The sequence below is a fragment of the Gemmatimonadaceae bacterium genome (assembly GCA_036496605.1).
In the GTDB taxonomy this organism is placed as follows: Bacteria; Gemmatimonadota; Gemmatimonadetes; order Gemmatimonadales; family Gemmatimonadaceae; genus AG2.
On the sequence record DASXKV010000050.1, the window covers coordinates 235,151 to 259,280 of the forward strand.

The following is a 24,130-nucleotide window of genomic DNA, read 5'->3' on the forward strand; positions in this document are numbered from 1 at the left end:
CCAGGAGCGACACGACCAGCGTGAGACCTCGCGATCTCACGCTGCGGCACACTGCCAGGAGAGCCAAGACACGCGTCCGCAGCACTAGCGGCGCTCGCGTCGACGTACTCGGTGCCTACCGTTGGGGCTATCTCGCGGCGAGCGGACGCATCGTCATCGGACAACCGATTCCCGCGTCCGCTGGGCCTTGCGAGCCGTTCCTCGATGGAATGAGAACGTGCTCGATGCGCGAGATCCACGGCACCGACACCGTCTGGGTCAATGCGTTGGTGCGGCACGACCGCGTATACCACATCGACATCCAGAAGCATGCCCGCGATTTGCGCCCATTCTACAATCGTCTCATCGCCACCCTCGGCAAGCCGGTCGCGGGCGCGCCTCCAGCTGCGCGGACGTCGACACTCTACTGGCGCGGCGCGATGATATGCGCGCGCGTCGATCCGGCGAGCGCTGCCGAGGCCAAGGGAGCAGTCCAGTTTCAGATCTGGGATGGTCGTGAAGAAGGCGGCTGCCGGTTCGAGTAGCCGCTAAGGAGCATGTGACGCACGCTTCGGCGTGCTAACCGAGACATGACTCGTCCAGATTCGCCGCGGCTGATGCCACTCCTGTCTGAAACCGTTCCGGGAATACCCCGTATGGGCAACCCATACGACACTATTGCGCGCCGCGGCCCGGCGTCGCATTGTGATATGGGAAACCCATAGGACGACGCATGTCGCCGAAACTCGAAGTCCAGCAGGGCACGCTCGCCCTCATGATCCTCAAAACCCTCGAGGGACTCGGTCCCCTCCACGGCTACGGCATCGCGCGCCGAATTGAGGAAATCAGTAAGAACCGCCTCACGCTCAATTACGGCACTCTCTACCCCGCCCTCCTCAAGCTCGAGCAGGAAGGCTTCATCGCCGCGGAGTGGAGGCAGTCCGAGAACAATCGCCGCGCCAAATTCTACGGGCTCACCGCCGCCGGGCGGAAGCAGCTCGCGCGCGAAACCCGCGAATGGCAGCAGACCGCCGATCTGATCGCTGCCTTCTTCGCCCCGAAACGGGAGGCACCATGAGCATCCTTGGAACGGTCCGCGGCGCGCTCGCCCGCGTCCGTGGTCTCTTCACGTCACCGGACCGCGACGGCGAGCTCCGCGAAGAGCTCCAGGCCCACCTCGACATGGCGACCGCCGAGAATATCCGCCGCGGCATGGACCCTAACGAGGCACGACGGCACGCGCTCATCGCTTCGGGCGGACTCACCGTCGCCTCCGAAGCCGTCCGCGACCAGCGATCGCTCCCCTGGGTCGAGAGCATCGCCGCCGACATCAAGTACGCCTTTCGGACGCTGCGCAATGCTCGGGCGTACACCGTCGTCGTGGTCGCGACATTGGCGCTCGGCATCGGTGCGAATACCGCAATCTTCAGTGTCGTTCGCGGCGTGCTGTTGAAGCCCTTGCCCAATCGCGATGGTGATCGGCTGCTGTATTTGCGGCAGTCCACGGACGGCCCCGGCGGCGACAATATCTCGTTCTCCGTTCCCGAGGTCACCGACATCCGCCACGGCGTTCCCGCGTTAGGCGACATCGCCGAGTACTCGCCCTTTACCTTCACGCTCGAGCAGTCGGAGGGCTCGACGCGGCTCAGCGCCGGGCTCGTCACCGGGAACTTCTTCGAGATCATGGGTCTGTCGCCCGTGCTCGGGCGAGTCACTCGGCCGAGCGACGACGGCCCCGGCGTGCCACCGGTCATGGTGCTCACGCAGGAGTACTGGACGACGCACTTCGGCGCCGACCCGAGCATCGTTGGCAAGCAGGTCAAGCTCGACGGAAGGTCCGTGACCGTCATCGGCGTCGTGCAGGCAGCGCCCTGGTTCCCGAACCAGGTTGATGCTTTGCTCAACATGGTCATCAGCCCGCATCATCTGAGCGCGATGATGATTCAGGGACGCACCCATCGCATGACGGAAATGATCGCACGCCTCGCTCCGAGCGCTACGTTGCAACAGGCACGTACCGAGGTCGCGTCGACCTACGCGCGGATGCTGCACGATCACACGGACGCCTACGATCCGAACGCGCACTACCGCGTCGCCGTCATGCCGTTCAAGGAAGCCCTCGGCGAGCGTGCGAGCTTCACGCTCTGGCTCCTCATGAGCGCAGCGGCGTTTGTGCTGATCATCTCCGCGGCGAACGTCGTGAACCTGACGCTGATGCGCGGCGTGCGACGCGAATCGGAGCTCGTCGTGCGTGCCGCGCTCGGCGCTGGCGTCGCGCGGCTGCGCCGGCTGCTGCTCGTCGAGAACACGCTCCTCACGCTCATGGGCGCCATCGTCGGTGTTGGAATCGCGTTAGGCGGCGTACGCCTGCTCACCACACTCGTCGCGCGCTATTCGGCACGCGCCAATGAGATCAGCCTCGATTATGTGGTGCTGGGCTTCGCCCTCGCGTTGGCGATCGTCCTTGCACTGTTACTGTCATTCGCTGCCTTCATACCGCGCGAGGGGACCCTGGCGTCCATAGTCAACGCGGGGTTCCGCCGGATGGCCGGCAGCCTGACGCGGCAGCGATTGCAGCGCACGCTCGTCGTCGCGCAGATCGCCGTCTCGGTGGTGCTGCTCGCGGGCGCCGGACTACTCACGCGAACGATGGTGCAGCTATCCGAGGTGAGTACCGGGCTCAAGACGGAGCAGGTGCTGACAGTCCAGGTACCGCTCCTCAAGTTCAGCGCGCCGAACGGCGCGACCGACAATGCCTCGCTCTACCGGGCAATCATGACCGCCGACGTCGGCAACAAGGCGCGCTACGACGAGATGCAACGCGAGATCCGCGCGCTTCCGGGAGTGATGGACGTCGGACTCGGCTCGACGACTCCGCTGCACGGCGCCGATGCAGTCTTCGAGGTCAAAGCCCAGGATCAGTCGCTCGCGGTTGGAGAGGCCGTGCCCCGCGCGTCGTATCGCACCGCCGATCCCGAGTACTTCCGCGCGGCGGGAATCCCTCTGCTCGCGGGTCGCGCATTTCAGGCGACGGATCGTCCAGGCGGTGCACGCGTCGTGATCCTCAATCGTGCGCTCGCCGAGAAGCTCTTTCATGACGAAAACCCGATTGGCAAGCAGGTCGCACTAACGGGCGAGCTGCTGAAGTTCTCGCCGCTCTCGGGCGATTGGCGCACGGTCGTTGGCGTCGTCGGTAACACGCAGGACGGCAGCCTCGACGCGCCGCCGACACCGGCAATGTTCTCGCCGTTCGCGCAGGAACTGGCGCTCGGCGGTGCGCTCGTCATTCGCGCCGACAGCAACGCTGATCGGCTGGCGACGGCGGCGACGCGCATCGTCCGGCGCGTGGTGCCGATGGCGGCGATCGAGCACGTGCTCACGATCGCGCAGATCAAGGATCAGAGCGTGGCGCCGCGACGGTTGAACGCCGAGCTCGTGTCGTCGTTAGGCCTGCTCGCGGTGATCATCGCGACGGTGGGTATCGCCGGCGTGCTGGCGTTCTCGGTGAGCACGCGCACGCAGGAGATCGGTATTCGCATGAGTCTCGGCGCGGACAGCGGGCGCGTCCAGCGCATGATCCTCGGCGAGGGCGGGTTGTTGGTCGTGATCGGGCTCACGTTAGGCATGGCCGGCGCGTTCTTCGCGACGGAGGTGCTGCGCGGGCTGTTGTTCGGTGTCGCGCCGCACGATCCGACGACCTTCGTCGGCGTAGCGCTCGGGATGGCAGCGGTGGGTATCGGCGCCTGCTGGATTCCTGCGCTTCGCGCCGCGCGAATCGATCCGGCGATCACGATGCGGTCTTCCTAGTAGCGACTCCACGGAGGCCTGACATGAGCATAACACAAGCAACGGATGACCGGACGTTCGCGGCTTCAAACAGCCGCTCCTTCGCCTGGCTTGGCGTCGCATTACTTCTCGCTGGTCTGAGCGGGCATCTCTTTGCCGCGCGCGCGATCGGCGGTTATTACATCGCGTATCGAGACCACATCTTTGGATTCTTTCTTCTGACGACGGTCTCGGTCGCAATCGTCGCCGCGCTTGGCTGGAAGTTCTGGAAGGGTCGCCAGGACGTCACGTTGCTGATCGTCGGTGTGCTGCAGGCAATCATCGGCTTGCTGATCTACATTTTCCGATACCACGTCTGACGATAGCCGCCTAACGGCGTCAGGCTGTCGAGCCAACGCTTCGCCGCCGCGTCACCCGACCACAGCGCCGTGCCAAGAGGTGAACCGAGGAAGACAAGCGTACCCGAACCGACGCGTCGCGCGAGCGCGACGGGGATGTCGCCGACGCGGGCGATGATGGTACCTGCCTGTGGCGCGAGTGGGATCACTCGGCTGAAGTCGCGCACGCTCGCACCGACCGGCCAGCTGTAGTCGACGTACGGAATGCCGTGCGCCGGCCACAATTCGACTGGCGACGTGACGTGGATCTGGAGGTGGTCGCGCAACTGATCGCGGTACGCGGGAAAGTCACCGAACGCGGCGCCGGATTCGAGCAACACGGTGCCGCCATGATGCAGCGAGGCCAAGATCAGCTGCTCGGTCGATGGATCGATGTGTGTTGCGCCGGGGATAATCAGCCAGCCTGTCATCCTGAGGAGCGCTAGCGACGAAGGATGACACAGGTGTGTCGCGTAGCCAGCGAGCGACTCACGCAAGCCACAGTGCTCTCCGAGATCGAGGACCACGCAGGCGGCTCCATCGCGTTCCTCGAGCTCCAGCGGCAGAGTCATCAACGCCGTCGCGGCGGATGCACGAACGAGAAACTCTCGACGTGAGAGGCTCATCTCATAGCGTGCCCACGATGAACCGGTCCATCGCCTTCGACGTATCGTAGAACTGTTGATCCGGCGCGTAGCGGTACCGCGCCTCCATCTCGGCGACGAGCCACCCATCGTAGCCCACCTTGCTGAGCGCGGCGCGAATCGCCGGCCAGTTGTTGTCGCCGAGAAAGAGGTTCGTGTACACGCTCTGATCGCCGGAGCGGCCGCGATGCTTGAGCACATCCTTCATGTGAATGCGCGTGATCCGCGGTCCGTGGATCTCGATCCACTGTTCGGCGAAACCGGTATCGTGAATGTTGCCGACGTCGAGATGCAGGCCGACGGCGGGGCTGCGCACGTCGTCGAGGAATCGAGCAAACTCTCGTGGGCTGAGAAGAAATCGTTGCTCGGAGTTACAGTTCTCGCAACCGATCTTCACGCGCGCGCGTGCGGCGCGCTCGCCGAGCGGGCCGAGCGTCTCGACGCAGCGTTGGTAGACCTCGTTGTACGGGACTTCCTGCGTCACCAGTCCGGCGACGACGAGAATCGCGTCGGTGCCGAGCAAGGTCGCCGTCTCGATTTGCCGCTCAACGATCTGGCTGGCCCGCGCGCGCACTGTCGGATCGCGTGCGGAGAGGGGCGTAGCCCAGTGCAAACCAGTCGAAACGTTGGAGACGACGAGTCCCGCTGCTTCGACCTTACGTCGGAGCTCGCGGACGTCGGCATCCGTCGTCGTCAGCTGGAACCACGGCTCGTCCCCGAGCCAGAGCTCGATGCCATCGAAGCCCGCGTGTTTCACGAGGTCGAGGCCTTTCTCGAATCCCCACCCCTTCGGGATCATGTTGTCGCCGATGGCTTTTCTCATGATGCTCGAGAGGTTGTGTGGGACCGTCAGCGCGCCACATCGTAAGCCTGGAGCTCATCGGGACGACTGTCAAGCAAGCGAGGTTCAGTCTTCTATAATCAGTCGCACGCCGCCACCCTGGCGTTGGATCCACTTCGCGAGGCGAATCGCGTCGTCAGCGGTCATGCGAATGCAACCGTGTGATGCGGCGTCTCCGATCGAGTCGGGATCGTTCGTGCCGTGTATGAAATAATCGGGCGACTCGAAATAGATCTTCACACCCTGCATTGGATTCGCGGGGACGCCGGGCGGCTGATACCTCTCATCGCGCGCCCATGCAACGTCGGGTGGTTTCCAGCTCGGGTTCCAATCGATCTTCCCCGTTCGGAACGAGCCCTTCGGCGTGGGATGTTTGTGAGTGCCGACGGCGATTGAGTATGTTCTGACGACCTCGCCTTTGACGATGACGTCGAGCTCGCGCGCGGAGAGGCTGACCTCGAGTCGCGTCGGCGGACGTGCCGAGTCGGTGGGCCGAAGCACCGTCCACCAGATGAGCACGGGGACGACGGGCAGAATCGTCAGGAGCGCTCCGATCCGCCAGCGGCTCCTCCGATGCATCTGCCCCTCCCACCTGATTCAGAGTCGTAAAGGGCAACTCACATTCCTTGGCGTCGGCTCGTGATGTTGGCCTTGGGGAACGTCCCGCCGGCGTACCTTCGCTCCCGCGACCATAACCCACGTTATCAAAGAAATTCACGACGGATTGAAACCCTTTCGTCCTTTTGGCCGTCTAAAGGAGCATGGCACCCGACCGGCAACCCAGCCAGCGATCCGAGGTCCTCCAGGGCACCCTCGAGATGCTGACGCTGAAGCTCCTCACCGCCGAGGCCATGCACGGTTGGGGACTTTCATTGAAGCTCCGCCAGATCTCCCACGACGTCTTCGACGTCAACCAGGGGTCGCTCTACCCCGCCCTCCAACGCATGCTGCGCCGCGGCTGGATCCGCGCCGAGTGGCGCGCGAGCGACAACAATCGGCGCGCGCGCTACTACGCGATCACGCGCGAGGGCCGCCGGCAGCTGGAGGCGGAGATCGAGGACTGGGAGCGGTCGTCCGGTGCCGTGAACCGCGTGCTCCGCTACGCCTTCCAAGGGGGATGACATGGCCTGGTATCACGAGTTGTTCTCGTCGTTCGTCGCATTGGTCGGCCGGCGACGGCAGGAGCGCGAGATGAGCGAGGAGGTGCGCTTCCATATAGAGATGGAGACGCGCCGGAACGTCGAGGCCGGACTCTCCGAAGCGGAGGCGCGACGCCGCGCCGTACGGGACTTCGGCGGCGTCGAGCGGCACAAGGATCACGTCCGCGACGAGCGCGGAACGAGCTGGTTCTACGATGGCTGGAACGACGTACGATTCGCCGCGCGCTCGCTCCGTCGACGCGCCGGCTTCACGACGATCGCGACGATCACGCTCGCGTTAGGCATCGGCGCGACGACGACGCTCTTCGGCGTGGTCAAGCAGGTTCTATTGACGCCGCTGCCTTACGGACAACCCGAAAGCGTCGCTGTCGTCTGGAGCGCGTGGAAAGGCTTTGACCAGACGTGGCTCTCCTACGACGAATGGGAAGGATGGAAGGCGCGTATCCCGGCGTTCCAGGACATCGCGATTTATTTCGACGGTTCATCCACGTTCGACGGAGACAACCCGGAGCGCATTCGCACCGCGAACGTGCAGATGAACGTCTTCCCGATTCTCGGCGTTCGTCCAATTATCGGACGCAACTTTACTGCCGATGAGGATCGACCCAACGGACCAAGCGCCGTGATCCTGGGCAACGCGCTCTGGCAGCGGCGCTTCGGCGGGGACCCCTCCGTGATTGGGCGCAAGGTCCAGATCTCGGGTCAAACGTACACGGTCGTGGGCGTCATGCCTAACGGCTTCCGCTTGCCGATCGACTTCGGCGGCAGCGGGCCGAGCGAGGCGTGGTTCCCTCTCGCGACCGACGCGGCAGCGCAGGGAGCCGTGCCCGGGCCCGAATTCCCGAAGACTGGAGCGAACCACGGCTTCTATGCGGTCGCGCGCTTGGCGCCGGGCGCCACCGCCGCGACGGCGAACGGCCAGCTGCGAAGTGTCGTCGCCGAGCTCGAGAAATGGGGCTACATGGCGAACGTTGGTTTCCACGCGTACGCGGTGCCAGTGGAAGAGCAGATTACCGGCCGCGTGCGGCCGGTCCTGCTGGTTGTCTTCGGTGCGGTCGGATTCGTGCTGCTGATCGCGTGCGCGAACGTCGCTGGCCTCCTACTCGTACGCGGCGAGTCGCGCAAACGCGAGTTGGCGGTCCGCGTCGCCCTCGGCGCCGGGTCGCAGCGCCTAACGCGGCTATTGCTCGCGGAGAGCGGAGTGCTTGCGGCACTGGGCGCGACGCTGGGTATCGGTCTCGCCACGTTAGGCGTGCGTCTCATTCGCGCCAGCGCCCCCACATCTTTGCCGCGCGTCGCCGAGACGACGCTCGACTGGGGCGTGCTGACGTTCGCGTTGGTGGTCGCGGTCGTCGCCGCGCTATTGGCCGGTATTATCCCAGCACTACAGGCGACGCACCTCGCGCCTGCAGTTGAGCTCAAGGAGGGCGGTCGCGGCGCGACGACCAGTCGCGCGCGGCTCCGGTGGCGTCAATCGCTCGTGGCGACGGAAGTCGCCCTCGCCGTGGTGCTCGTCGTGGCCGCGGGGCTGATGATTCGCAGCGTACGCAACCTGCTTGCGATCGACGCCGGCTTTCGGCCTGATGGCGTGCTAACGATGCGCATCTCGACGCCGTCGACGTTCTATCCGGACTCGGTGCGCGTCGCTGCATTCTGGGACGAGCTGCAGCGGCGCGTTGCTGCAGTGCCAGGCGTCAGGCGGGTCGGTGCGGTGCGTCTGTTGCCGCTGGCGACCGAGATGGGCGACTGGGACGTGCAGGTCGAAGGCTACACGCCGCCGCCTAACCAGGGCACGCCTGGCGACTGGCAGATCGTGACGCCTGGATATTTCCAGGCGATGGGACTCACGTTGCGCGAGGGCCGCGTGTTCGAGGCGCGCGACGATATGGCAGGTTCGTTGGCGTTGATCGTCAACCGCACCTTCACGGAGCGGTATCTGGCGGGCCGTCACGCGCTCGGTACGCGTGTGCGGATCGGCGCTACCGACACGACGAAGTGGTACACGATCGTCGGCGTCGTGGACGACGTGCACCACAATACGCTGGTCGGTAAGGTGAAGCCCGAGTTCTACGCGACGCTCGCGCAGTTCGCCGTGGCCCCGGGGAGCACGCGGCGCAGCATGAGCCTCGTAGTACGCACGGACGGCGATCCGACGACACTCGTCGCACCGGTGCGTTCGGTCGTGAAACAGCTCGATGCTCGGTTGCCCGTCTCCGAGATCCGGACGATGCGCACCATCGTCAATTCGGCGATCGGTGGTCCGCGCTTCGCGATGGGCGCGCTGGGGCTGTTCGGCGTATTGGCGCTCGCGTTATCGGCGATCGGAATCTTCGGGATCGTGTCGCAGGTCGTCGCGTCGCGCGAGCACGAGTTCGCGATTCGATCCGCGTTAGGCGCGACTCCGCGAGAGCTGGTCGGTTTGAGTCTGAAGACAGTCGTTCGTCAGGCTCTGGCGGGGCTCGCGGTCGGAATCGTGATCGCGCTGTTGTTCACGCGGGCGATGACGTCGATGCTGCAGGGCGTGACGCCGACGGATCCATGGACGTTCGCCGCGGTGGTGGTTGTGACTGGATTGGTCGCGATCGCGGCGAGCGTGGGTCCGGCGCGTCGCGCGGGAAAGGCGGATCCGGCGAGGGTGTTGGGGAGTTCCTAGGACGGTTGGCGTCCTGAGCGAAGGATCTTCGTCGCTTGGGCTGCTCGAGGGCAGGTCGCTCAGGATGACGCTCCGCCACCAGGACCTGTAGAGATCTCGACCGCGGGCTTTCAGTCCGACGGTATACTGGCAAACTTCGTAGCAGTGCTGGTCGGGACCTCAGAATTGCAATAACGCGTGCGTCATCAGACAATCGAAGCAGAAAAAGACATAGAGCATTCCGACGTCGGCAAACATGTAGTGCTGCTGTTGAGAGAGACTGCTGACTGCGTGCGGATTTGTCGCATCGTTATGCTCTATTGAGTCGATCTGCGCGACAAACGGCATCCGCTTCCGACATTTATTGCAGCTTGGCGTTCCGTCGTATTGTTGCCAATCGGGCTTCCCGCCGAGTTTGCTCCTCTGGCCGAGCGCGTAACGGTCCACCGCGGGCTTTCCTTCCGGCGGCCGTGAAAAGGACATCGTGTACTCGCGCAGCGTCTTTGGTTTTGGGCGCGAAGCGCGGGGGATTCGTTTCATAATCGAACCACTGTAAGCAGCAAAGATCTCGACCGTCCGCCGTCAGTACAACAGTACTGAGTACGAAGTATTGAGTTGCGAACCTACTAGATGTTAGCTCATTTGCGAGCCGACGCATTGCCTCAGAGTGTCGAGCGACAGCAGGAGCGGGCCACAATGACGATAGGGTGTACGGATTCAACGGATGCAGCTGATCTGAACCGCTCGCTCCTCGTGCCGAGCGGCTCCGCTCGTAACGAGCCCGGACGATGCTTTGTGACGACCTCGGGATGTCCCACGAACCTGACAAGGCGTCGATATTCGATCGGTGTGCTGATAACGAAGCATCGTCACGGCTCGTGGTGGAGCGGAGTTTCAGGCGCCACCAGAACGGATCCGTTCAGATCCGTTGAATCGGTCGGATCCGTACACCCTCTCGTCATTGTGGCCAGATTGGTCATCTCCGCTCGTCACGACGCCGAAATGCAAGGCCGGCCTACGTAATACGTAGCACCCGACTACGTCATTCGCCGGATTAGGCTAGCCCGGCCCAACCGACATTCTGCAGCTGTCCTCATCCGGGAAGCAGAATGCCGAACGCCACTCGAAAAGAGAGCGCGCCCTACTCGCTCGCCTTCGCCACCAGCGAGGCTGCGTCGCTGCGCGCGCTCACGCTTCGCGAACGGCGTGACCATGCCCGGCTCGCTCACGAGCCGCGGCAGCGCGATTGGCTCGCCGGGCGGTTAGCGGCCAAGCGAGCAGTCGGCGCGTTTCTGTGCACATCCCTGCCCCTGCACCACATCGAGCTCGAATCGCAGACTGGCGCCGCGCCACGGTGTCTCGTGCGCAACGACCTCATCGAGCCGTGGACACTCGCGCCACTCCTGCTCTCCATCGCGCACCGAGATGGCATCGCGATCGCCGCGGCGTCGAATCCGTCGACGCGTATCGGCGTCGACATCGAGTGCGCGGGCGAAATCGACACGGAGCAACATCGATACTTCCTCGCGCCGAGCGAGCTTGCAGACACGAAACGACTCGGCGCAACCCTGATCTGGGTGCTCAAGGAAGCCTTCTGGAAGGCGCTCGGGTTGAGCCAGGCGCTCGCCTTCACCTCGGTGCAACTGGCCTTTTTCCATGGCACCGGCACACTCGCGGGTGCGTGGGTCGAGAGACGTTGGATTCGTGCGCACGCACGGCGCGTGCGCCTTCGGACACGACCCGAGCTCGTCGCCGCCGTCGTCACCATCGACGAGGAGCCGCGATGAACAACACATCCATCGGCATCCGCGGCATCGCCTACGCACTCCCCGCCTCGCGGCGCTCGTTGAGTGAGCTCGAAACACTCGGCAAGCTCCGCAGCGAACCGGAGTTGCTCGAGCAGTTCGGCTTCGCGCAGGTGTGCGTGGCCGAGGAAGAAACCCCGTACGCCCTGGCACTCGAGGCAGCGTCGACGTTGCTGTGCGAGCATAACGTGAAGCCGGAGAGTGTGGACGTTCTCATCTACTGCGGCACGCCGGCGGTGGCGTTCTCGCGCGGCGGCAGCGTCGCCGCGGCGGCGAACGACATCGCCACGACGCGCCGCTTCCGCTATCCATCGACCCGGTTGCAATACGACCTCGGCCTCGCCTGCGCATCGACTCTTGCGCTGGATCAGCTCGCGTGTACGTCGCTATTCGCCAGTGTGCGCATGGCGCGCGCCCTGATCCAGTCTGGCGACGCGCGACGCGTGCTCTGCGTGTCGGCTGAGTTCTTTCCGGAGCGGGCCGGCCGCGAGGCGATTTATAACTGCACGGCCGACGCCGCGTGCGCGGTGCTCGTCGAGGCGGGCGCGGACTGCAATCGGATCCTCGCGTCGGCGCAGACCACCAAGGGATACTACTGGGACGCCGACTCGATGCCTAACGAAATAGTCGCGTCCTACTTTCCGACGGCGGCGTACGTCATCAGTGACGTCCTGCGCCGCGCGGGATGGCGGGCGAGCGACGTCTCGCTCGTCATCCCGCACAACGTGAACGTTCGCAGCTGGGAGATTCTCGTCGGCCTCACCGGCATCGCCGAGGCTCGGCTCTGGTGTCGCAACGTCGCACGCATCGGCCACACGCTCGCCGGCGACAACTTCATCAACCTGCGCGACGCCACCGATGACGGCAGCGTGAAACGCGGTGACCGCCTGTTGCTCTTCTCATACGGCTACGGCGCGCACTGGACCGCGCTCGCCCTGGAGGCATGACCATGCGCCCAGAGCGTTCGATCCTGATCACCGGTGCCACGGGCTTGCTGGGGCGAGAGGTTCTTGGCCGCCTCCTCGCCTCCGATCCGCGCCTCCGGGCGTACGCGCTCGCGCGCGACCCCCGAGGGCTGGCGTCCGATGCGCGCGTCGTGCCCGTGGTCGGCGACCTGCGCGCCGATGGACTCGCCCTGTCGCCTAACGACCGCGATGCGATTCGGCGTGACGTCTCGGCAATCATCCATATCGCTGCCGACACCACCTTCTCGGCGCCGCTCGATCGCGCGCGCAGCGTGAATACTCGAGGGACCGCTCGCGTGCTCGAGCTCGCGAACGAATGCGCGTCGGCGGTACACGTGGCGTATGTGAGCACGGCATTTGTCGCCGGGCGGCGCACAGGCCCGATCGCCGAGGTTGCCAGCTGCGCGACGAGCTGGGTGAATGCATACGAGCAATCGAAGCATGAAGCAGAAACGCTCGTGCGCGAACAGGCCGCGAGTTGGATGATTCTTCGCTCGAGCACCGTCGTCTGCGACGACGCGAGCGGGCGCGTGACGCAGGTGAACGCTGTGCACCGCGCACTGCGGTTGTATCACCACGGTCTGGCCGCGATGATGCCGGGCGTCCCCGATTCGAGCGTCGATGCCGTCACGGCCGATTCCGTCGCAGACGCGATCGCACGGCTCGCTCTCCGCTCCGACGTGGCCGGCGAGACGGTGCACCTGTGCGCCGGTGATGGCGCGCTCCCGCTCGACGAACTGCTCGACATCACGTACGCGCGCTGGGCCCAGCATCCCGAATGGCGGCGTCGGCGCGTCGCGCGTCCCGTCGTTGCCGATCTCGCCACCTACACGTTGTTCGAACGGACGATCGAGCAGGTCGGTGACGCTTCACTGAGGCGCCTGACGCGTGCCCTGTCACACTTCGTGCCTCAGCTCGCGCTCCCCAAGCGCTTCCAGACGACAAACGCCGAACGACTCCTCGGGCATAGGGCACCACCAGTGCGCGCCTTCTGGCTGCCGATGATCGACAATCTCGTCGCGCGGCACTCGATTCGGAGGGCCGCGTGAGTATGGCAATGTTCGTGTCGCGCACCGTGGATTGGGTCAATCGGACGCTCGTTCCACCAGGCGTTACCGTCGATGCCGACACGCCACTCTTCGCGAACGGGCTGATCAACTCGATTCGCATTCTCAAGCTCATCGCCTGGACGGAGCACGCGCTCGGGATCCGCATTCCGGACACTCAGATTCGCATGGATTACTTTCGCACGGTGCGCCGCATCGCCGAGACCTTCGCTGGAGACTCCGATGTGGCCGCGTGAGGCAGTCATCAGGGTACTGCGTGCCCGTGGTGAGCTGTGGGACATTGCGCCCGGCGTGACCGTGCTTCGGGGCGATGCCGCGACCTTGCTTCGCGCGCTCGAGCGCGCAATCGGCGCACTGTGTGGCGTCGAGACCAGCGATGATTGGCGTGTGCCACCGGCGATCGACTTCGCGACACTCGCGCGCGCGGACTATTTCGCATCCTTCCCGCAATGGTTGACGCTCGCGTCGCATCTGAGCGACGATCCCGATGTACTGCGCAATGTCGCCGAGCATAACGAGCTGAGTGGTGCCGTGGCGCCGGCGCGCCTCGCACTCAACCCGGCGGTCTGTTATCACGTTTACGCTGCGCTCGCGGGCGATATCATCAATGCTCCGAAGATCGTGACAGCGCAATCCGAGTGCTGGCGGCACGAGGGCGGCCGACACGTACCGCTCGAGCGAGGATGGGCCTTCACGATGCGCGAGGTGGTGTGCGTCGGCAGCGACGAGGACGCGCGCGCCTTCCTCGAACGATCGGTCGAGCGCGTTGGTGATCTCGCACGCACGCTCGAACTGGACGCGACGGTCGAGGTCGCGACCGACCCCTTCTTCGCGCCAGTCGCGCGAGCGAAGCTGCTGCTCCAGCAGATGAAGGAGCTCAAGCGCGAGCTTCTCTTGCCGGTGAGTCCGCAGGCGCGCATTGCCGCGTCCTCGTTCAACCTGCACGACACCTTCTTCGGCGAGAGCTTCGACATCCGGCTCGCCAATGGACGGCCTGCGACGAGCGCCTGCGTCGCATTCGGTCTCGAGCGCTGGCTCCTCGCCATTCTCGTTAGGTACGGGCCCGATGCGGCACGGTGGCCGGCCATTCCATTATCGATCGGCGACCTCGCCGAGGCACGACATGGCTGAGACGATTCCGTCGGCCGGCTCGCTGTACGCGCGCCACGCCCGCGCCGCCGACCGCGGCGCCTGGTCGGTGGAGCACGATATCCGCTGGGTCGCGATCAATCGCGGCCGTGCACTTGCCCAGCCGGATATTCTCGCCAAGCTGCGCGCCGCCGCCCTCATCGAGTCGTTCCATCCGGTCAACCTCTCACGGCTCATTCGCTTTGCATGGGACGACGTCGACGCCGGCGTCGTGTTCTCGCTCGAGATGTACGAGGGATTCAAACACTTCCATGCCCTGCGCATGTATCTCGACGCCGTCGGCTTCGAGCCGCGCATTACCGACGAAGAGCTCGGGCAGATTCGGCAGCGGACGGACCGCAACGATCTCGATCCGACGGATCCCGTTGGTCCGCTCGTCGAGTTCATGCTCAGCGAGCACCTCGCCGCGTACTTCTTCCGTCGACTCGGCGAGCAGGCCGAGGAGGCACAGCTGCGCGTATTGCTCGCGCTCATCGCCGCCGACGAGGTGCGCCACGCGCAGGCGGCGTCCGACCTCATCGCCAAGCGCATCGCCGCGAATCTTGAGCTCGCGCCTAACGTACTTCGCGCCGCGGCGCACTTCCGACACTATGGCGAAGAGGCCGTTGGCCAGGTGCCGACGGCGATGGAGGGCGACGAGATCGCGATTCGTACTTTCGCCACGCGCATCGAGCGACTCTGCGGGATGCGCTTCGTCGATCACCTCAAGATCGAACTGGAGCTCTGACCATGCAAATCACCAATCGCGAGCTCACGCTCCTCAACTTCTACCGTGCGTCGGAGCTGCACGGTGGACTCGTCCTCGGACGACTCGTGCAGCATGTGCGCGAGCCGGAGTTGATCCTCCGTCTCACCGCGCACAGCGCCGAGGAAATTCTGCACGCGCAGCTCTGGACCGAGACAATCGTCGCCGTCGGCGGCCAGCCGAGCGCTACCTCGGACACGTATCAGTCCCGTTATGCAGCCGCGCTCGGTGCTCCGACTTCGTTGCTGGAGGTGATGGCCCTGACGCAGGTCTTCGAGCGCGGCGTCTACCGGCACTTTGTGATGCATTTGCGACGGACGGGCACTCATCCGCGCGTGCGAGCAACGCTTCGCCGCATGCTCGCCGACGAGCGCGGGCATCTCTCATGGGTGAAAGAGTGGCTCGACGCCCAGGCCGGTTCGCGCCGTGCCGCCGTGCCGGCACTGATGCGCCGCTATACCGTCGTCGATGCTGCGATTCGCAGACAGCTGATGAGTGATTACGAATGGAGGGAGTTGGCATGCGCGTCCTGACCGTTACCGAACGCCTATCAACGGGTCGCGCCGAACGCATCGCGCTCCCGAATACCGTCGACGACCGGCTCTACTTTGCGCAGGTACGCGAGGATCCAGAGCTGGAGCTACACGCACTAACCCCTGGACCTAACGACTCGTTCGTCGTCGTCGGCTCGGGGGGATGCACGGCGCTCTCGCTTCTTGGCGGTGGCGCCGGCCATGTCACTGCGGTCGACGTCAATACCACACAGGGGCATCTCATCGAGCTCAAGCTCGCGGCGCTCACTGTCCTCTCACGCTGGGACGCGCTGGCCTTCCTCGGCGCATGCGATTGTCTCGTTGGCGAGCGCATCGACATGTACGCCGAGTTACGGCCACAACTCTCCTTCCGCGCGCGTGCATACTGGGACACGCAGCTCTCGGCCATTTCGGACGGTGTACTCGGCGCCGGCGTCACCGAGCGCTTCATTCGCATGCTCGTGCGCGCCCTGCGCGTCGTGCTGCGACCGCGTTCTGGTCTGGAACGCATGCTCGGTTGTGAGTCGATCGACGCGCAGCGGGGACTCTTCGCACGCGAGTGGAACACGATTCGCTGGCGCCTCTTCTTTCGGATTCTGCTCAATCGAGCCGCGTTCCGTCGGACGTACGACCCGGCGTTCTTCAACCACCTCGAGCGCCCGAGCTTCGCCGAGCATTTCCGACGGTGCGCCGAGCATGCGCTCACCGAGCTGCCGGTGCGCGGGAATTATTTCCTGCACCACATGATCACTGGGCGCTACGACGTCGACGCGGACGACGGGGTCCCACCGTATCTCACGGAGGCGGGTTACGAAGCGATTGGCGCGTCGAGCGAGCGACTCACCGTCGTCGACGGAACGATGACCGATTATCTCCGGACGCTTCCGGATCACAGCGTCTCCGGCTTCTCGCTCTCGAATATCTGCGAGTGGTTGGCGCCCAACGATATCGACGCATTGTTTGCCGAGATCGTGCGCACGGCGGTGCCGAATGCGACGCTCTGCTTCCGGAACTTCGTCGGTTGGACCGAGGTGCCGACGCGCTTTCGCTCGGTCGTTCCCGAGGATCGTTCGCTTGGCGAGCGGCTGATTCCACGGGATCGGAGCGTCGTTGCGCGACGCTTCGCCGTCTGCCGCGTAAACGCGGAGGCGTGATCATGGGCGCCGCAGTGTCCGCGCGTCCTGCCATCTGCGTGCGCGACGCCGATGCCGGTGACAATGACGCGCTCCTCGAGATCGCCGCCTCGTGTCCGATGGAAGGCGACATCGCGCTCGCGATGACTCGCGCTCCCGATTTCTTCCAGCTCAATCGGCTCGAGGGTGCGCAATGGCGCGTCGGCGTCGCGGAAATGGACGGCCGAGTAGTGGGATGCGTCATGGGAGCGCAGCGACGCGCGTACCTCAATGGAGAGGAACGCTGGACCTTCTACACTGGCGACTTGAAGGTTCATCCGACGAAGCGGCGTGCAGGCGTGGCGGACGCGCTGAGTGAATGGGTACGAACCGCGCTCGGGGATATGGGAGGTAGCGGCGCGCCAGTCCTCCTCACCATTCTCGGCGGGAATCGCGCGATGGAGCGTCGTACCCTCGGTCGCGGCCGCGTCCCGCGCTTCGAACGGTTCGCGACGATTCGAGCATTCTCAATTCCGCTGCTCTTTCCGCGGCGATTCGGACAGACGTCGCCGCGCGTCCATCGTGCAACGATGGCCGATATCGAGGAGATGATCGTCCTGTGGAAGCGCGTCGCGCCGGCGCGGCAGTTCGCGCCGGTGCTCACTCCCGAGAGTTTCGCCGAGTGGGTCGCCAGCGCGCCTGGACTCGATGTCTCGGATTTCCGTCTCGCGCGAGATAGTGCCGGCCGACTCCTCGGCTTTCTCGGCTGGTGGGATCAGTCGTCATTCAAGCAGCTTCGCGTGATGCGGTACTCGCCGAGGCTCGGCGTCGTGAGAGCCGTCATCAATGGCCTCGCAAGCCTGACGCACGGCGTGGCGCTCCCGAGTCCCGGAGAGGCCCTTCGTTATTGCACGGCGACGCACGTCTGCGTGCCCGGCGAAAAGTCCGACGTACTGAGGGCTCTCGTTAGGTCGAGCTACGGCGAGCTCCGTGACTCTCGTCATGCATTCGCGACGATCGGTCTCGACGTGCGCGATCCGCTTTGTGGCGCGCTCGATGGGCTTTTCGTTCAGCCGACAGATTCGCACGCGTTCGTTTGCACGGCACTTGGAGATTATTCGGGACCGTCGCTCGTCGATCGGCCGTTGCAGTACGAGATCGCGCTCGTATGAACCGGTCGCGACTCTCGGACGCTCTCCCGTCGTTGATCGTAAGACATCGCGCCATTGTGGTGCTCGGCTGGATCATCACATCCGCGCTGATGCTGCCGAACGCTCGGCACTTGGAGTCGGTGTTGCGCGTTGCGGCGCGCGTGGATGGCAGTGAGTCCGCGACGGTGGACGAGCAGCTCGCGCGGCGCTTTCGATCTCCATTTGCACACTCAGTCGTTCTCGTGGCGACAGGTCTTCCGTCGCCCACCGAGTCGACCGGACGTGCCGTGTTGCTCGGCCTGACCGACTCGTTGCAGACTCTCCGTGGCGTGACGCGGGTATTCTCCTACCTCGATGGGCGCGAGCCTCTCTTCGTGGGAGATGGCGGCTACTTCCTCGTCGTCGGGTTGTCGGATGGGCGCGAAGCGGATGTCATGCTCGATACGCTGCGTGTGGCAACGCAACGCTGGGCCGCGCTGCTACGGCACGATTACGCGAGTGTGTCGCTGCGATTCACGGGCGAGACAGCGCTCAACGTCGATCTTCGGCGGAAGAGTGCCGACGACGCGCGGCGCGCCGAGTGGCGCGTGCTACCCGTCACGCTCGTTCTGTTGGTCGTCGCGTTCGGCGCACTCGTTGCCGCGCTTCTGCCGATCGGTGCGGCGCTCCTCTCGATTGGCATCGCGTTAGGCGCCGCAGCGCTGCTCGGACATCTTTGGTCGCTGTCGATTCTGCTTCAGAATGTCGTGACGATGATCGGGCTGGGGCTCGGTATCGATTATTCGCTGCTCGTCCTGCAGCGGTTCCGAGAGGAGCTTCTCATTGCCGACGATCGACAGCGCGCCGCCGCGCAGGCGCTGCGTCACGCCGCGCCGACGATCCTTCTCTCCGCATCGGCGGTCGCGATCGGCTTTGCGGCGCTGGCGATGATCCCCGTAAACGAGCTGCGGTCGGTTGCGGTGGGCGGACTGCTCGTGACGGCAGCTTCGATGCTCGTCGCGACGACGCTCGTGCCCGTCGTGCTGGGAACGCTGGGTCGTCGCATCGACATTGGGCGCGTGAGTCGCGTTAGGCGCCGGGTCGGCATCGGATGGCAGCGCTGGGCGGCTTTTGTGACGCGACACCCCGGCCGCGTGTTGCTGTTTGCTGGCGCAGCCATTGGGCTACTCGCAATGCAGTCGCGACGACTGACGACCGGCCAGCCATCGATCGATTGGTTACCGAAGCAGATGGAATCCGCCGTTGCACTGCGTGAATTGACCTCGATGGAACGCGGCGCCATCGTGCAGACGCTGCGTCTCACCCTCGACTTGCCATCCGACGTCTCCGCGGTCGACGATAGCGGATGGGCGGCGACTTCGCGGCTGGCGCGACGACTCGTCGCCGACTCGTCGGTAGCGCGGGTCCGATCGCTGCCAGGACTGGTCGCGCCGATGGGCAACGCGCTACCGCGCAATGTGATGCTCCAGACACTTCCTCCGGACGTCAGGCAGATGTTCGTGAGCGGCGATGACCATGCGGCGATGTTGGAGGTCATCCCGCGCGAGGGTTTGTCGCCGGATGAGCTAGCCGCGCTCGTCAGGCGCATTCGCGACATGCCTCCGGCGAGCGCGACGCCAGCGGGCACATCGATGCTTCGCGTCGGCGGAGTTCCGGCACTCAACATCGACTACGAGACCGCGGTGGCCGGGCCGCGACAACTCACGCGCGTCGTTTCACTGATCGTCGTCGCGACGTTCGTCGTGCTCGCGATCGGCTTTCGTTCGCTACTCGTTCCGCTCAAGGCAATTACTCTCAATCTGCTCGCCGTTGCCGCGGCATTCGGTGCCGTGACACTCGTCTTTCAGGAAGGCATCGGCGCCTCGCTACTCGGCGTCGCTAGCCCGCTCGGTCGTGTGTTCCCGGCGGTACTGGTGCTGGTCTTCTGCATCGTCTTCGGTCTGAGCATGGATTACGAAGTCTTCCTTGTCGCGCGCGTGCGCGAAGGACGATTAGCTGGTCTCGGCGAGCGCCAGGCAATCGCGCAAGGTCTGACGTGTACGGCACGACTGATCACGAGCGCCGCCGCGATCATGATCGCCGTGTTCGGCGCGTTCATGCTCGGCGATTTCTTGCTGATGAAGGTGCTCGGCTTTGCGTTGGCGTTCGCGGTACTGATCGACGCGACCGTAATGCGCCTGGCAATCAGTCCGGCGTTATTGGTGATCGCGGGTCGCTGGAATTGGTGGCCGGGCGAGCGGAGAGCGCAGAAGCCAGCAACGCGTTTGCGAGAGGAAGCGCACGCGCATCTCCTACGACTTGAAAAGGGAAATTTATGATGAAACCGCTAATCGCTGCTTGTTAGGCTCGCAAGCCGAATCCGCGCGTGGCGCCGGTTTGGCTCCGTTGCCAGCGTTGCGCGATATTCAGCAGCCGCCTCAATTGGCCGACCCAGAACAACGAACATGTCCCCGAGAAGCTCATGGGCCGGCGCGAGCGGTCCGGGCGTAACGGCGCTCTTTTCCGTCGCACCTTCACGCGTCGCCGCCTCGCGCATGTGTGTTACCGCGTCTGCCTCTCGATGTTCGGCGAGATCGAGCCACGCTTGCGCACCGAGTTGCTGAATCGCGACCTGCTCTGCCCAATAGCCTTCACCAGCGGCTTTGAGTCTTTGCTGAATCGACGCCAGCGAGTCGATCGCGGCGTGTGCCTTGCGCGCGTCGCCAATGTGTGACGCGCCGAGTGCCCGCGCGAAGTAGGTCATCGCGTCGGCGTAGGGGTACGAGCTCGGCTTGGCCTCCAGCGCGGCGGCCTCCGTCCACGCGTCGCGCTCCAGCGCCCAGCGCGCGGGGATCGCGGCAAGTGCGAAGACGCCGGCGGAACCTGGTGCGGCACCGGTGATCGCTTTTGGATCGAAGCGGGCGGCGAGCGCCGGAAGCGCGTCGAGCAGCTTCTTCGCTTCAGAGTCTTTACCGAGTTGCAAATTGGCGTACATGGCGTAATCGGAAGCGTGGAGCGCCTCGGCAATCGAGCCGCTCTCGAGCGCAACGCGCATCGAGCGGTTGTTCGCGCCGACCGATTCCTCCCACAGGCCGACGCGCGTAAACGTGTGCGATGGCATGTGCAGCGCGTGCGCCGCAGAAGGCGCGATGCTCGCGTACTTGCGAGCGGCGGCGCGGGCTTTGTCGGCGAGCGCCGGATAGTCGTAGCTGTGGATGATGTAGTGCGCCAGTCCTGGGTGATTCGGCTGCTTTACCCAAAGCGACTCGAGGACCGCGCCGGCGCGGAGCTGATTCGCGTACGTTTTGTCCGTCGGCGACGCGGCGGCGGTGAGTGCAATCGCGTGAAAGATCATCGCTTCCGTATCCGCCGGCTCCTGCGTAACGAGATCGGCCATCGCGTGCTCGTAGGCGGCGACACGAGCGGGCTGGTCGCTATGCTCGAAGTCGTCGTACAGCTTGCTGACCGCGCGGACGTAGCCACGCTCGCGCTCCGTGGCGGGCGCGCCAAGTCGCGACGCAGCGTCGGACGCCTGTCGGCCTTGTTGCAGTAGGGACGGCGCCCGATTGCCAGCGGCCATCGGATTCCCCCATCGGCTGAGGGCGATGCCCCAATACGCCATCGCGCACGCAGAGTCGGCGGCGAGCACGTCGTTGAAGCCCCGGATCGATGCGCCGAACTCGAACGAATGCAGCAGTGCCACCGCGCGGTCAAACGATGGCGCAACGCTCGGCCTGCACGACGTCGCGAAGTGAACGGTGCCGAGACGCTCCGCAGCGTCGTGCGCGTGTTCCTGTGCGCGAGCAGTCAACGGCCGCAGAACCAGCAGAGCGCTCACACCGACGAGGTACGCGTGCCTCATGTCGACCTCCCTCTTTACTCCTTCGCCCAGGCCTTTGCTCGATCCACCGCGCGGTCCCAGCCCTTCGCGATCGTCTTCCGCTCCGCGGGCTTCATCCGCGGGGCAAATTGCTTGTCGACCTGCCATTGCTGCGCGATGTCCGCCTGCGACTTCCAGAATCCCACCGCGAGCCCCGCCAGGTACGCCGCGCCTAACGCGGTCGTCTCGGCCACCTTGGGACGCACGACGGCTACGCCTAACAAGTCGGCCTGGAGTTGCATGAGCAGATTGTTCACGCTCGCGCCGCCGTCGACGCGGAGCTGCTTGAGCTTGATGCCGGCGTCGGCCTCCATCGCCGCGAGCACCTCTTTCGTCTGAAGCGCGATCGCCTCGAGCGCGGCACGCGCCAGGTGCGCCTTGGTCGTGCCTCTCGTCAGGCCGACGATCGTGCCACGCGCGTATCCGTCCCAGTGCGGCGCGCCGAGTCCGGCGAACGCGGGAACGAGATAGACGCCGCCGGCGTCGGGGACGCTCGCCGCGAGCGCCTCGATCTCCGGCGACGCGCGAAAGAACTCGAGGCCGTCGCGCAGCCACTGCACGAGCGCGCCAGCAATGAAGATGCTCCCCTCGAGCGCATACTCGGTACGATTGCCAATCGTCCATGCAACTGTCGTCAGCAAGTTGTTCTTCGACGCGATGCGCTTGGTTCCAGTGTTCATGAGCATAAAACAGCCTGTGCCGTACGTGTTCTTCGCCATGCCGGGCTTGGTGCACGCCTGCCCGAAGAGCGCCGCCTGCTGATCGCCGGCAATGCCCGCGATCGGAATCGGCGCGCCGAGGAGCATCGTGTCGCCATAGATCTCACTCGACGAGCGCACGTCGGGGAGCATCGAGCGCGGAACACCGAAGATCTTGAGGAGCTCGTCGTCCCAATGTCCCTTCACGATGTCAAACAGCATAGTCCGCGACGCGTTGCTTGCATCCGTAACGTGCGCGCGGCCATTGGTAAGGTTCCAGACGAGCCAGGAATCGACGGTGCCGAACGCGAGCTCGCCCGCCTTCGCCCGCGCCTTTGCTCCTTTCACATTCTCTAAAATCCACTGCACCTTCGTGCCGGAGAAATACGCGTCCAGCACCAGCCCTGTTTTTCGCCTGATGAGCCGATCGAGTTTGCGCGCCCGAAGACGGTCGCACATCGGTGCCGTGCGCCGATCTTGCCAGACGATCGCGTTGCAGATCGGCTCACCCGTCGCACGATCCCAGACCAACGTCGTCTCGCGTTGATTCGTTATGCCGATCGCGGCAATGTCTTTCGGAGACGCATTCGCTTTCGTGAGCGCCTCAGCCGCCACGCCCGCCTGCGAGGACCAGATCTCCCGCGGATCGTGTTCGACCCATCCAGGCTTCGGGAAGATCTGCGGGAACTCCTTCTGCGCGACGGAAACGATCGAGCCGGAGTGATCGAAGAGGATTGCGCGGGAGCTGGTAGTGCCTTGGTCGAGCGCGAGGATGTATTGCATGTGCTCAAGCTTGGATTGGGGTTCTAAGGGGCTAGAGACTAGGGGTTAGAGCCTAGCCTTCGTGGCCCCCAGGCTCTAGCCCCTAGCCCTCTTAAGTCACGATTTCCACAGCACATGATACAGTAGCGCTCCCAGCACGCCACCGATCGTGGGCCCGACAATCGGAATCCACGCATACCCCCAATCGGACCCACCCTTGCCTGCTATCGGCAGCACGGCATGCGCAATTCGCGGCCCCAAATCGCGCGCGGGGTTGATCGCGTAGCCCGTCGGCCCACCTAACGAGAGACCGATCGCCGCAACGATGACACCGACGAGCACCGGGCCGAAGCCCTTCTGGAGCTCAGATCCGGGCAAGAAGTTCCCCGGTGATATCACCGCGAGCAGCGCCAGCACGAGCATGAACCCGCCGATGACCTCCGCGAGGAGATTCGCGCCCGGTTTGCGGATCGCCGGGTTGGTCGAGAACACCGCGAGCTTCGTCGCCGGGTCCGGCGTGGCCGCCCAGTGCGGCAGATACGTCAACCACACGAGCACGGCGCCGAGGAAACCGCCGGCGATCTGCGCGGCGATGTACCCTGGCACTTTCGCCCACGGAAACGTCCCGATCGCCGCGAGCGCGATCGTGACCGCGGGATTCAGGTGCGCGCCGCTGATGCTGATCACGGCGTACACCGCGATCGTGACGGCGAACGCCCACCCGGCGGCAATGACGATCCACCCGGAGTTGTAGCCCTTGCTGCGTTGGAGGACGACGTTGGCGACGACGCCGTCGCCGAGGACGATGAGGATCGCCGTGCCGAACAGCTCAGCGAGGAGAGCGGACATGTTCGCGGGAGAGTGG

The 24,130-nt window shown here is 64.8% G+C and carries 23 protein-coding genes; 16 read left to right on the forward strand and 7 right to left on the reverse strand.

Annotation, left to right across the window (positions count from 1 at the left end):
- Positions 1-20: 20 nt before the first annotated feature.
- The 4 genes from VGH98_19655 to VGH98_19670 all read left to right on the forward strand — a co-directional run bounded on the left by VGH98_19655 (position 21) and on the right by VGH98_19670 (position 4,124).
- Entirely contained in the window at positions 21-524 is a 504-nt protein-coding gene (locus tag VGH98_19655) for a hypothetical protein (GenBank protein HEY2378202.1), read from the forward strand.
- Between the two features lie 188 nt (positions 525-712).
- Positions 713-1,057 carry a PadR family transcriptional regulator gene (locus VGH98_19660; protein ID HEY2378203.1) on the forward strand — a complete coding sequence of 115 codons (345 nt, stop codon included), beginning with the start codon at positions 713-715 and terminating at the stop codon, positions 1,055-1,057.
- Positions 1,054-3,786 carry an ABC transporter permease gene (locus tag VGH98_19665; GenBank protein HEY2378204.1) on the forward strand — a complete coding sequence of 911 codons (2,733 nt, stop codon included), beginning with the start codon at positions 1,054-1,056 and terminating at the stop codon, positions 3,784-3,786. Before VGH98_19660 ends, VGH98_19665 begins: the two co-directional genes overlap by 4 nt.
- Positions 3,787-3,809: 23 nt before the next feature.
- Complete coding sequence (locus VGH98_19670; GenBank protein ID HEY2378205.1) at positions 3,810-4,124, forward strand: hypothetical protein; 315 nt, start codon at positions 3,810-3,812, stop codon at positions 4,122-4,124.
- Here the strand turns inward: VGH98_19670 and VGH98_19675 are convergent.
- From VGH98_19675 to VGH98_19685, 3 genes are all read right to left on the reverse strand, one after another.
- Positions 4,100-4,768, reverse strand: a complete 669-nt coding sequence (locus tag VGH98_19675) for a hypothetical protein (protein HEY2378206.1) — start codon at positions 4,766-4,768, stop codon at positions 4,100-4,102. The two genes, VGH98_19670 and VGH98_19675, sit on opposite strands and share 25 nt — an antisense overlap.
- A 1-nt stretch (position 4,769) precedes the next feature.
- On the reverse strand, positions 4,770-5,609 hold the full coding sequence (locus VGH98_19680; protein HEY2378207.1) for a sugar phosphate isomerase/epimerase family protein: 840 nt from the start codon (positions 5,607-5,609) through the stop codon (positions 4,770-4,772).
- Positions 5,610-5,693: 84 nt separating this feature from the next.
- Positions 5,694-6,206, reverse strand: coding sequence for a L,D-transpeptidase (locus VGH98_19685; protein HEY2378208.1), 513 nt, complete (start codon positions 6,204-6,206; stop codon positions 5,694-5,696).
- A gap of 182 nt (positions 6,207-6,388) precedes the next feature.
- On the opposite strand from VGH98_19685, the gene VGH98_19690 reads away from it, so the two are divergent.
- Both VGH98_19690 and VGH98_19695 read left to right on the forward strand, forming a co-directional pair.
- Positions 6,389-6,748 (forward strand): PadR family transcriptional regulator, encoded by a 360-nt coding sequence (locus tag VGH98_19690; protein ID HEY2378209.1) that lies wholly within the window; start codon positions 6,389-6,391, stop codon positions 6,746-6,748.
- Between the two features lies 1 nt (position 6,749).
- Positions 6,750-9,440 (forward strand): ABC transporter permease, encoded by a 2,691-nt coding sequence (locus VGH98_19695; protein ID HEY2378210.1) that lies wholly within the window; start codon positions 6,750-6,752, stop codon positions 9,438-9,440.
- 159 nt (positions 9,441-9,599) lie between these two features.
- On the opposite strand, the gene VGH98_19700 is transcribed toward VGH98_19695, so the two are convergent.
- Positions 9,600-9,902, reverse strand: a complete 303-nt coding sequence (locus VGH98_19700; GenBank protein ID HEY2378211.1) for a hypothetical protein — start codon at positions 9,900-9,902, stop codon at positions 9,600-9,602.
- 626 nt (positions 9,903-10,528) lie between these two features.
- Between VGH98_19700 and VGH98_19705 the strand changes: the two genes are divergently transcribed.
- The 10 genes from VGH98_19705 to VGH98_19750 are packed head-to-tail and all read left to right on the forward strand — an operon-like array spanning position 10,529 to position 20,264.
- Complete coding sequence (locus tag VGH98_19705) at positions 10,529-11,206, forward strand: 4'-phosphopantetheinyl transferase superfamily protein (protein HEY2378212.1); 678 nt, start codon at positions 10,529-10,531, stop codon at positions 11,204-11,206.
- Positions 11,203-12,171: a 3-oxoacyl-[acyl-carrier-protein] synthase III C-terminal domain-containing protein gene (locus VGH98_19710; protein ID HEY2378213.1), complete on the forward strand. Its 969-nt coding sequence runs from the start codon at positions 11,203-11,205 to the stop codon at positions 12,169-12,171. Before VGH98_19705 ends, VGH98_19710 begins: the two co-directional genes overlap by 4 nt.
- 2 nt (positions 12,172-12,173) lie before the next feature.
- Positions 12,174-13,238, forward strand: coding sequence for an SDR family oxidoreductase (locus tag VGH98_19715; protein HEY2378214.1), 1,065 nt, complete (start codon positions 12,174-12,176; stop codon positions 13,236-13,238).
- A gap of 2 nt (positions 13,239-13,240) precedes the next feature.
- Positions 13,241-13,492 (forward strand): acyl carrier protein, encoded by a 252-nt coding sequence (locus VGH98_19720; GenBank protein ID HEY2378215.1) that lies wholly within the window; start codon positions 13,241-13,243, stop codon positions 13,490-13,492.
- The gene (locus VGH98_19725) at positions 13,479-14,387 is read left to right on the forward strand and encodes a hypothetical protein (GenBank protein HEY2378216.1); all 909 of its coding nucleotides are present in this window, start codon (positions 13,479-13,481) and stop codon (positions 14,385-14,387) included. Before VGH98_19720 ends, VGH98_19725 begins: the two co-directional genes overlap by 14 nt.
- Positions 14,380-15,132, forward strand: a complete 753-nt coding sequence (locus tag VGH98_19730) for a ferritin-like domain-containing protein (protein HEY2378217.1) — start codon at positions 14,380-14,382, stop codon at positions 15,130-15,132. The genes VGH98_19725 and VGH98_19730 overlap by 8 nt, the downstream gene beginning before the upstream one ends.
- A gap of 2 nt (positions 15,133-15,134) precedes the next feature.
- On the forward strand, positions 15,135-15,683 hold the full coding sequence (locus tag VGH98_19735) for a ferritin-like domain-containing protein (GenBank protein ID HEY2378218.1): 549 nt from the start codon (positions 15,135-15,137) through the stop codon (positions 15,681-15,683).
- Positions 15,671-16,837 (forward strand): DUF3419 family protein, encoded by a 1,167-nt coding sequence (locus tag VGH98_19740; GenBank protein ID HEY2378219.1) that lies wholly within the window; start codon positions 15,671-15,673, stop codon positions 16,835-16,837. The genes VGH98_19735 and VGH98_19740 overlap by 13 nt, the downstream gene beginning before the upstream one ends.
- 2 nt (positions 16,838-16,839) lie before the next feature.
- Positions 16,840-17,967, forward strand: a complete 1,128-nt coding sequence (locus tag VGH98_19745; protein ID HEY2378220.1) for a GNAT family N-acetyltransferase — start codon at positions 16,840-16,842, stop codon at positions 17,965-17,967.
- A complete protein-coding gene (locus VGH98_19750) occupies positions 17,964-20,264 on the forward strand; it encodes an MMPL family transporter (GenBank protein HEY2378221.1) in 2,301 nt (766 codons plus the stop codon). Before VGH98_19745 ends, VGH98_19750 begins: the two co-directional genes overlap by 4 nt.
- A gap of 8 nt (positions 20,265-20,272) precedes the next feature.
- On the opposite strand, the gene VGH98_19755 is transcribed toward VGH98_19750, so the two are convergent.
- The 3 genes from VGH98_19755 to VGH98_19765 all read right to left on the reverse strand — a co-directional run bounded on the left by VGH98_19755 (position 20,273) and on the right by VGH98_19765 (position 24,114).
- Positions 20,273-21,787 carry a hypothetical protein gene (locus VGH98_19755; GenBank protein HEY2378222.1) on the reverse strand — a complete coding sequence of 505 codons (1,515 nt, stop codon included), beginning with the start codon at positions 21,785-21,787 and terminating at the stop codon, positions 20,273-20,275.
- Between the two features lie 14 nt (positions 21,788-21,801).
- Positions 21,802-23,286, reverse strand: a complete 1,485-nt coding sequence (gene glpK, locus VGH98_19760; protein ID HEY2378223.1) for a glycerol kinase GlpK — start codon at positions 23,284-23,286, stop codon at positions 21,802-21,804.
- A 96-nt stretch (positions 23,287-23,382) separates the two neighbouring features.
- Entirely contained in the window at positions 23,383-24,114 is a 732-nt protein-coding gene (locus VGH98_19765) for an MIP/aquaporin family protein (GenBank protein HEY2378224.1), read from the reverse strand.
- Positions 24,115-24,130 lie beyond the last annotated feature (16 nt).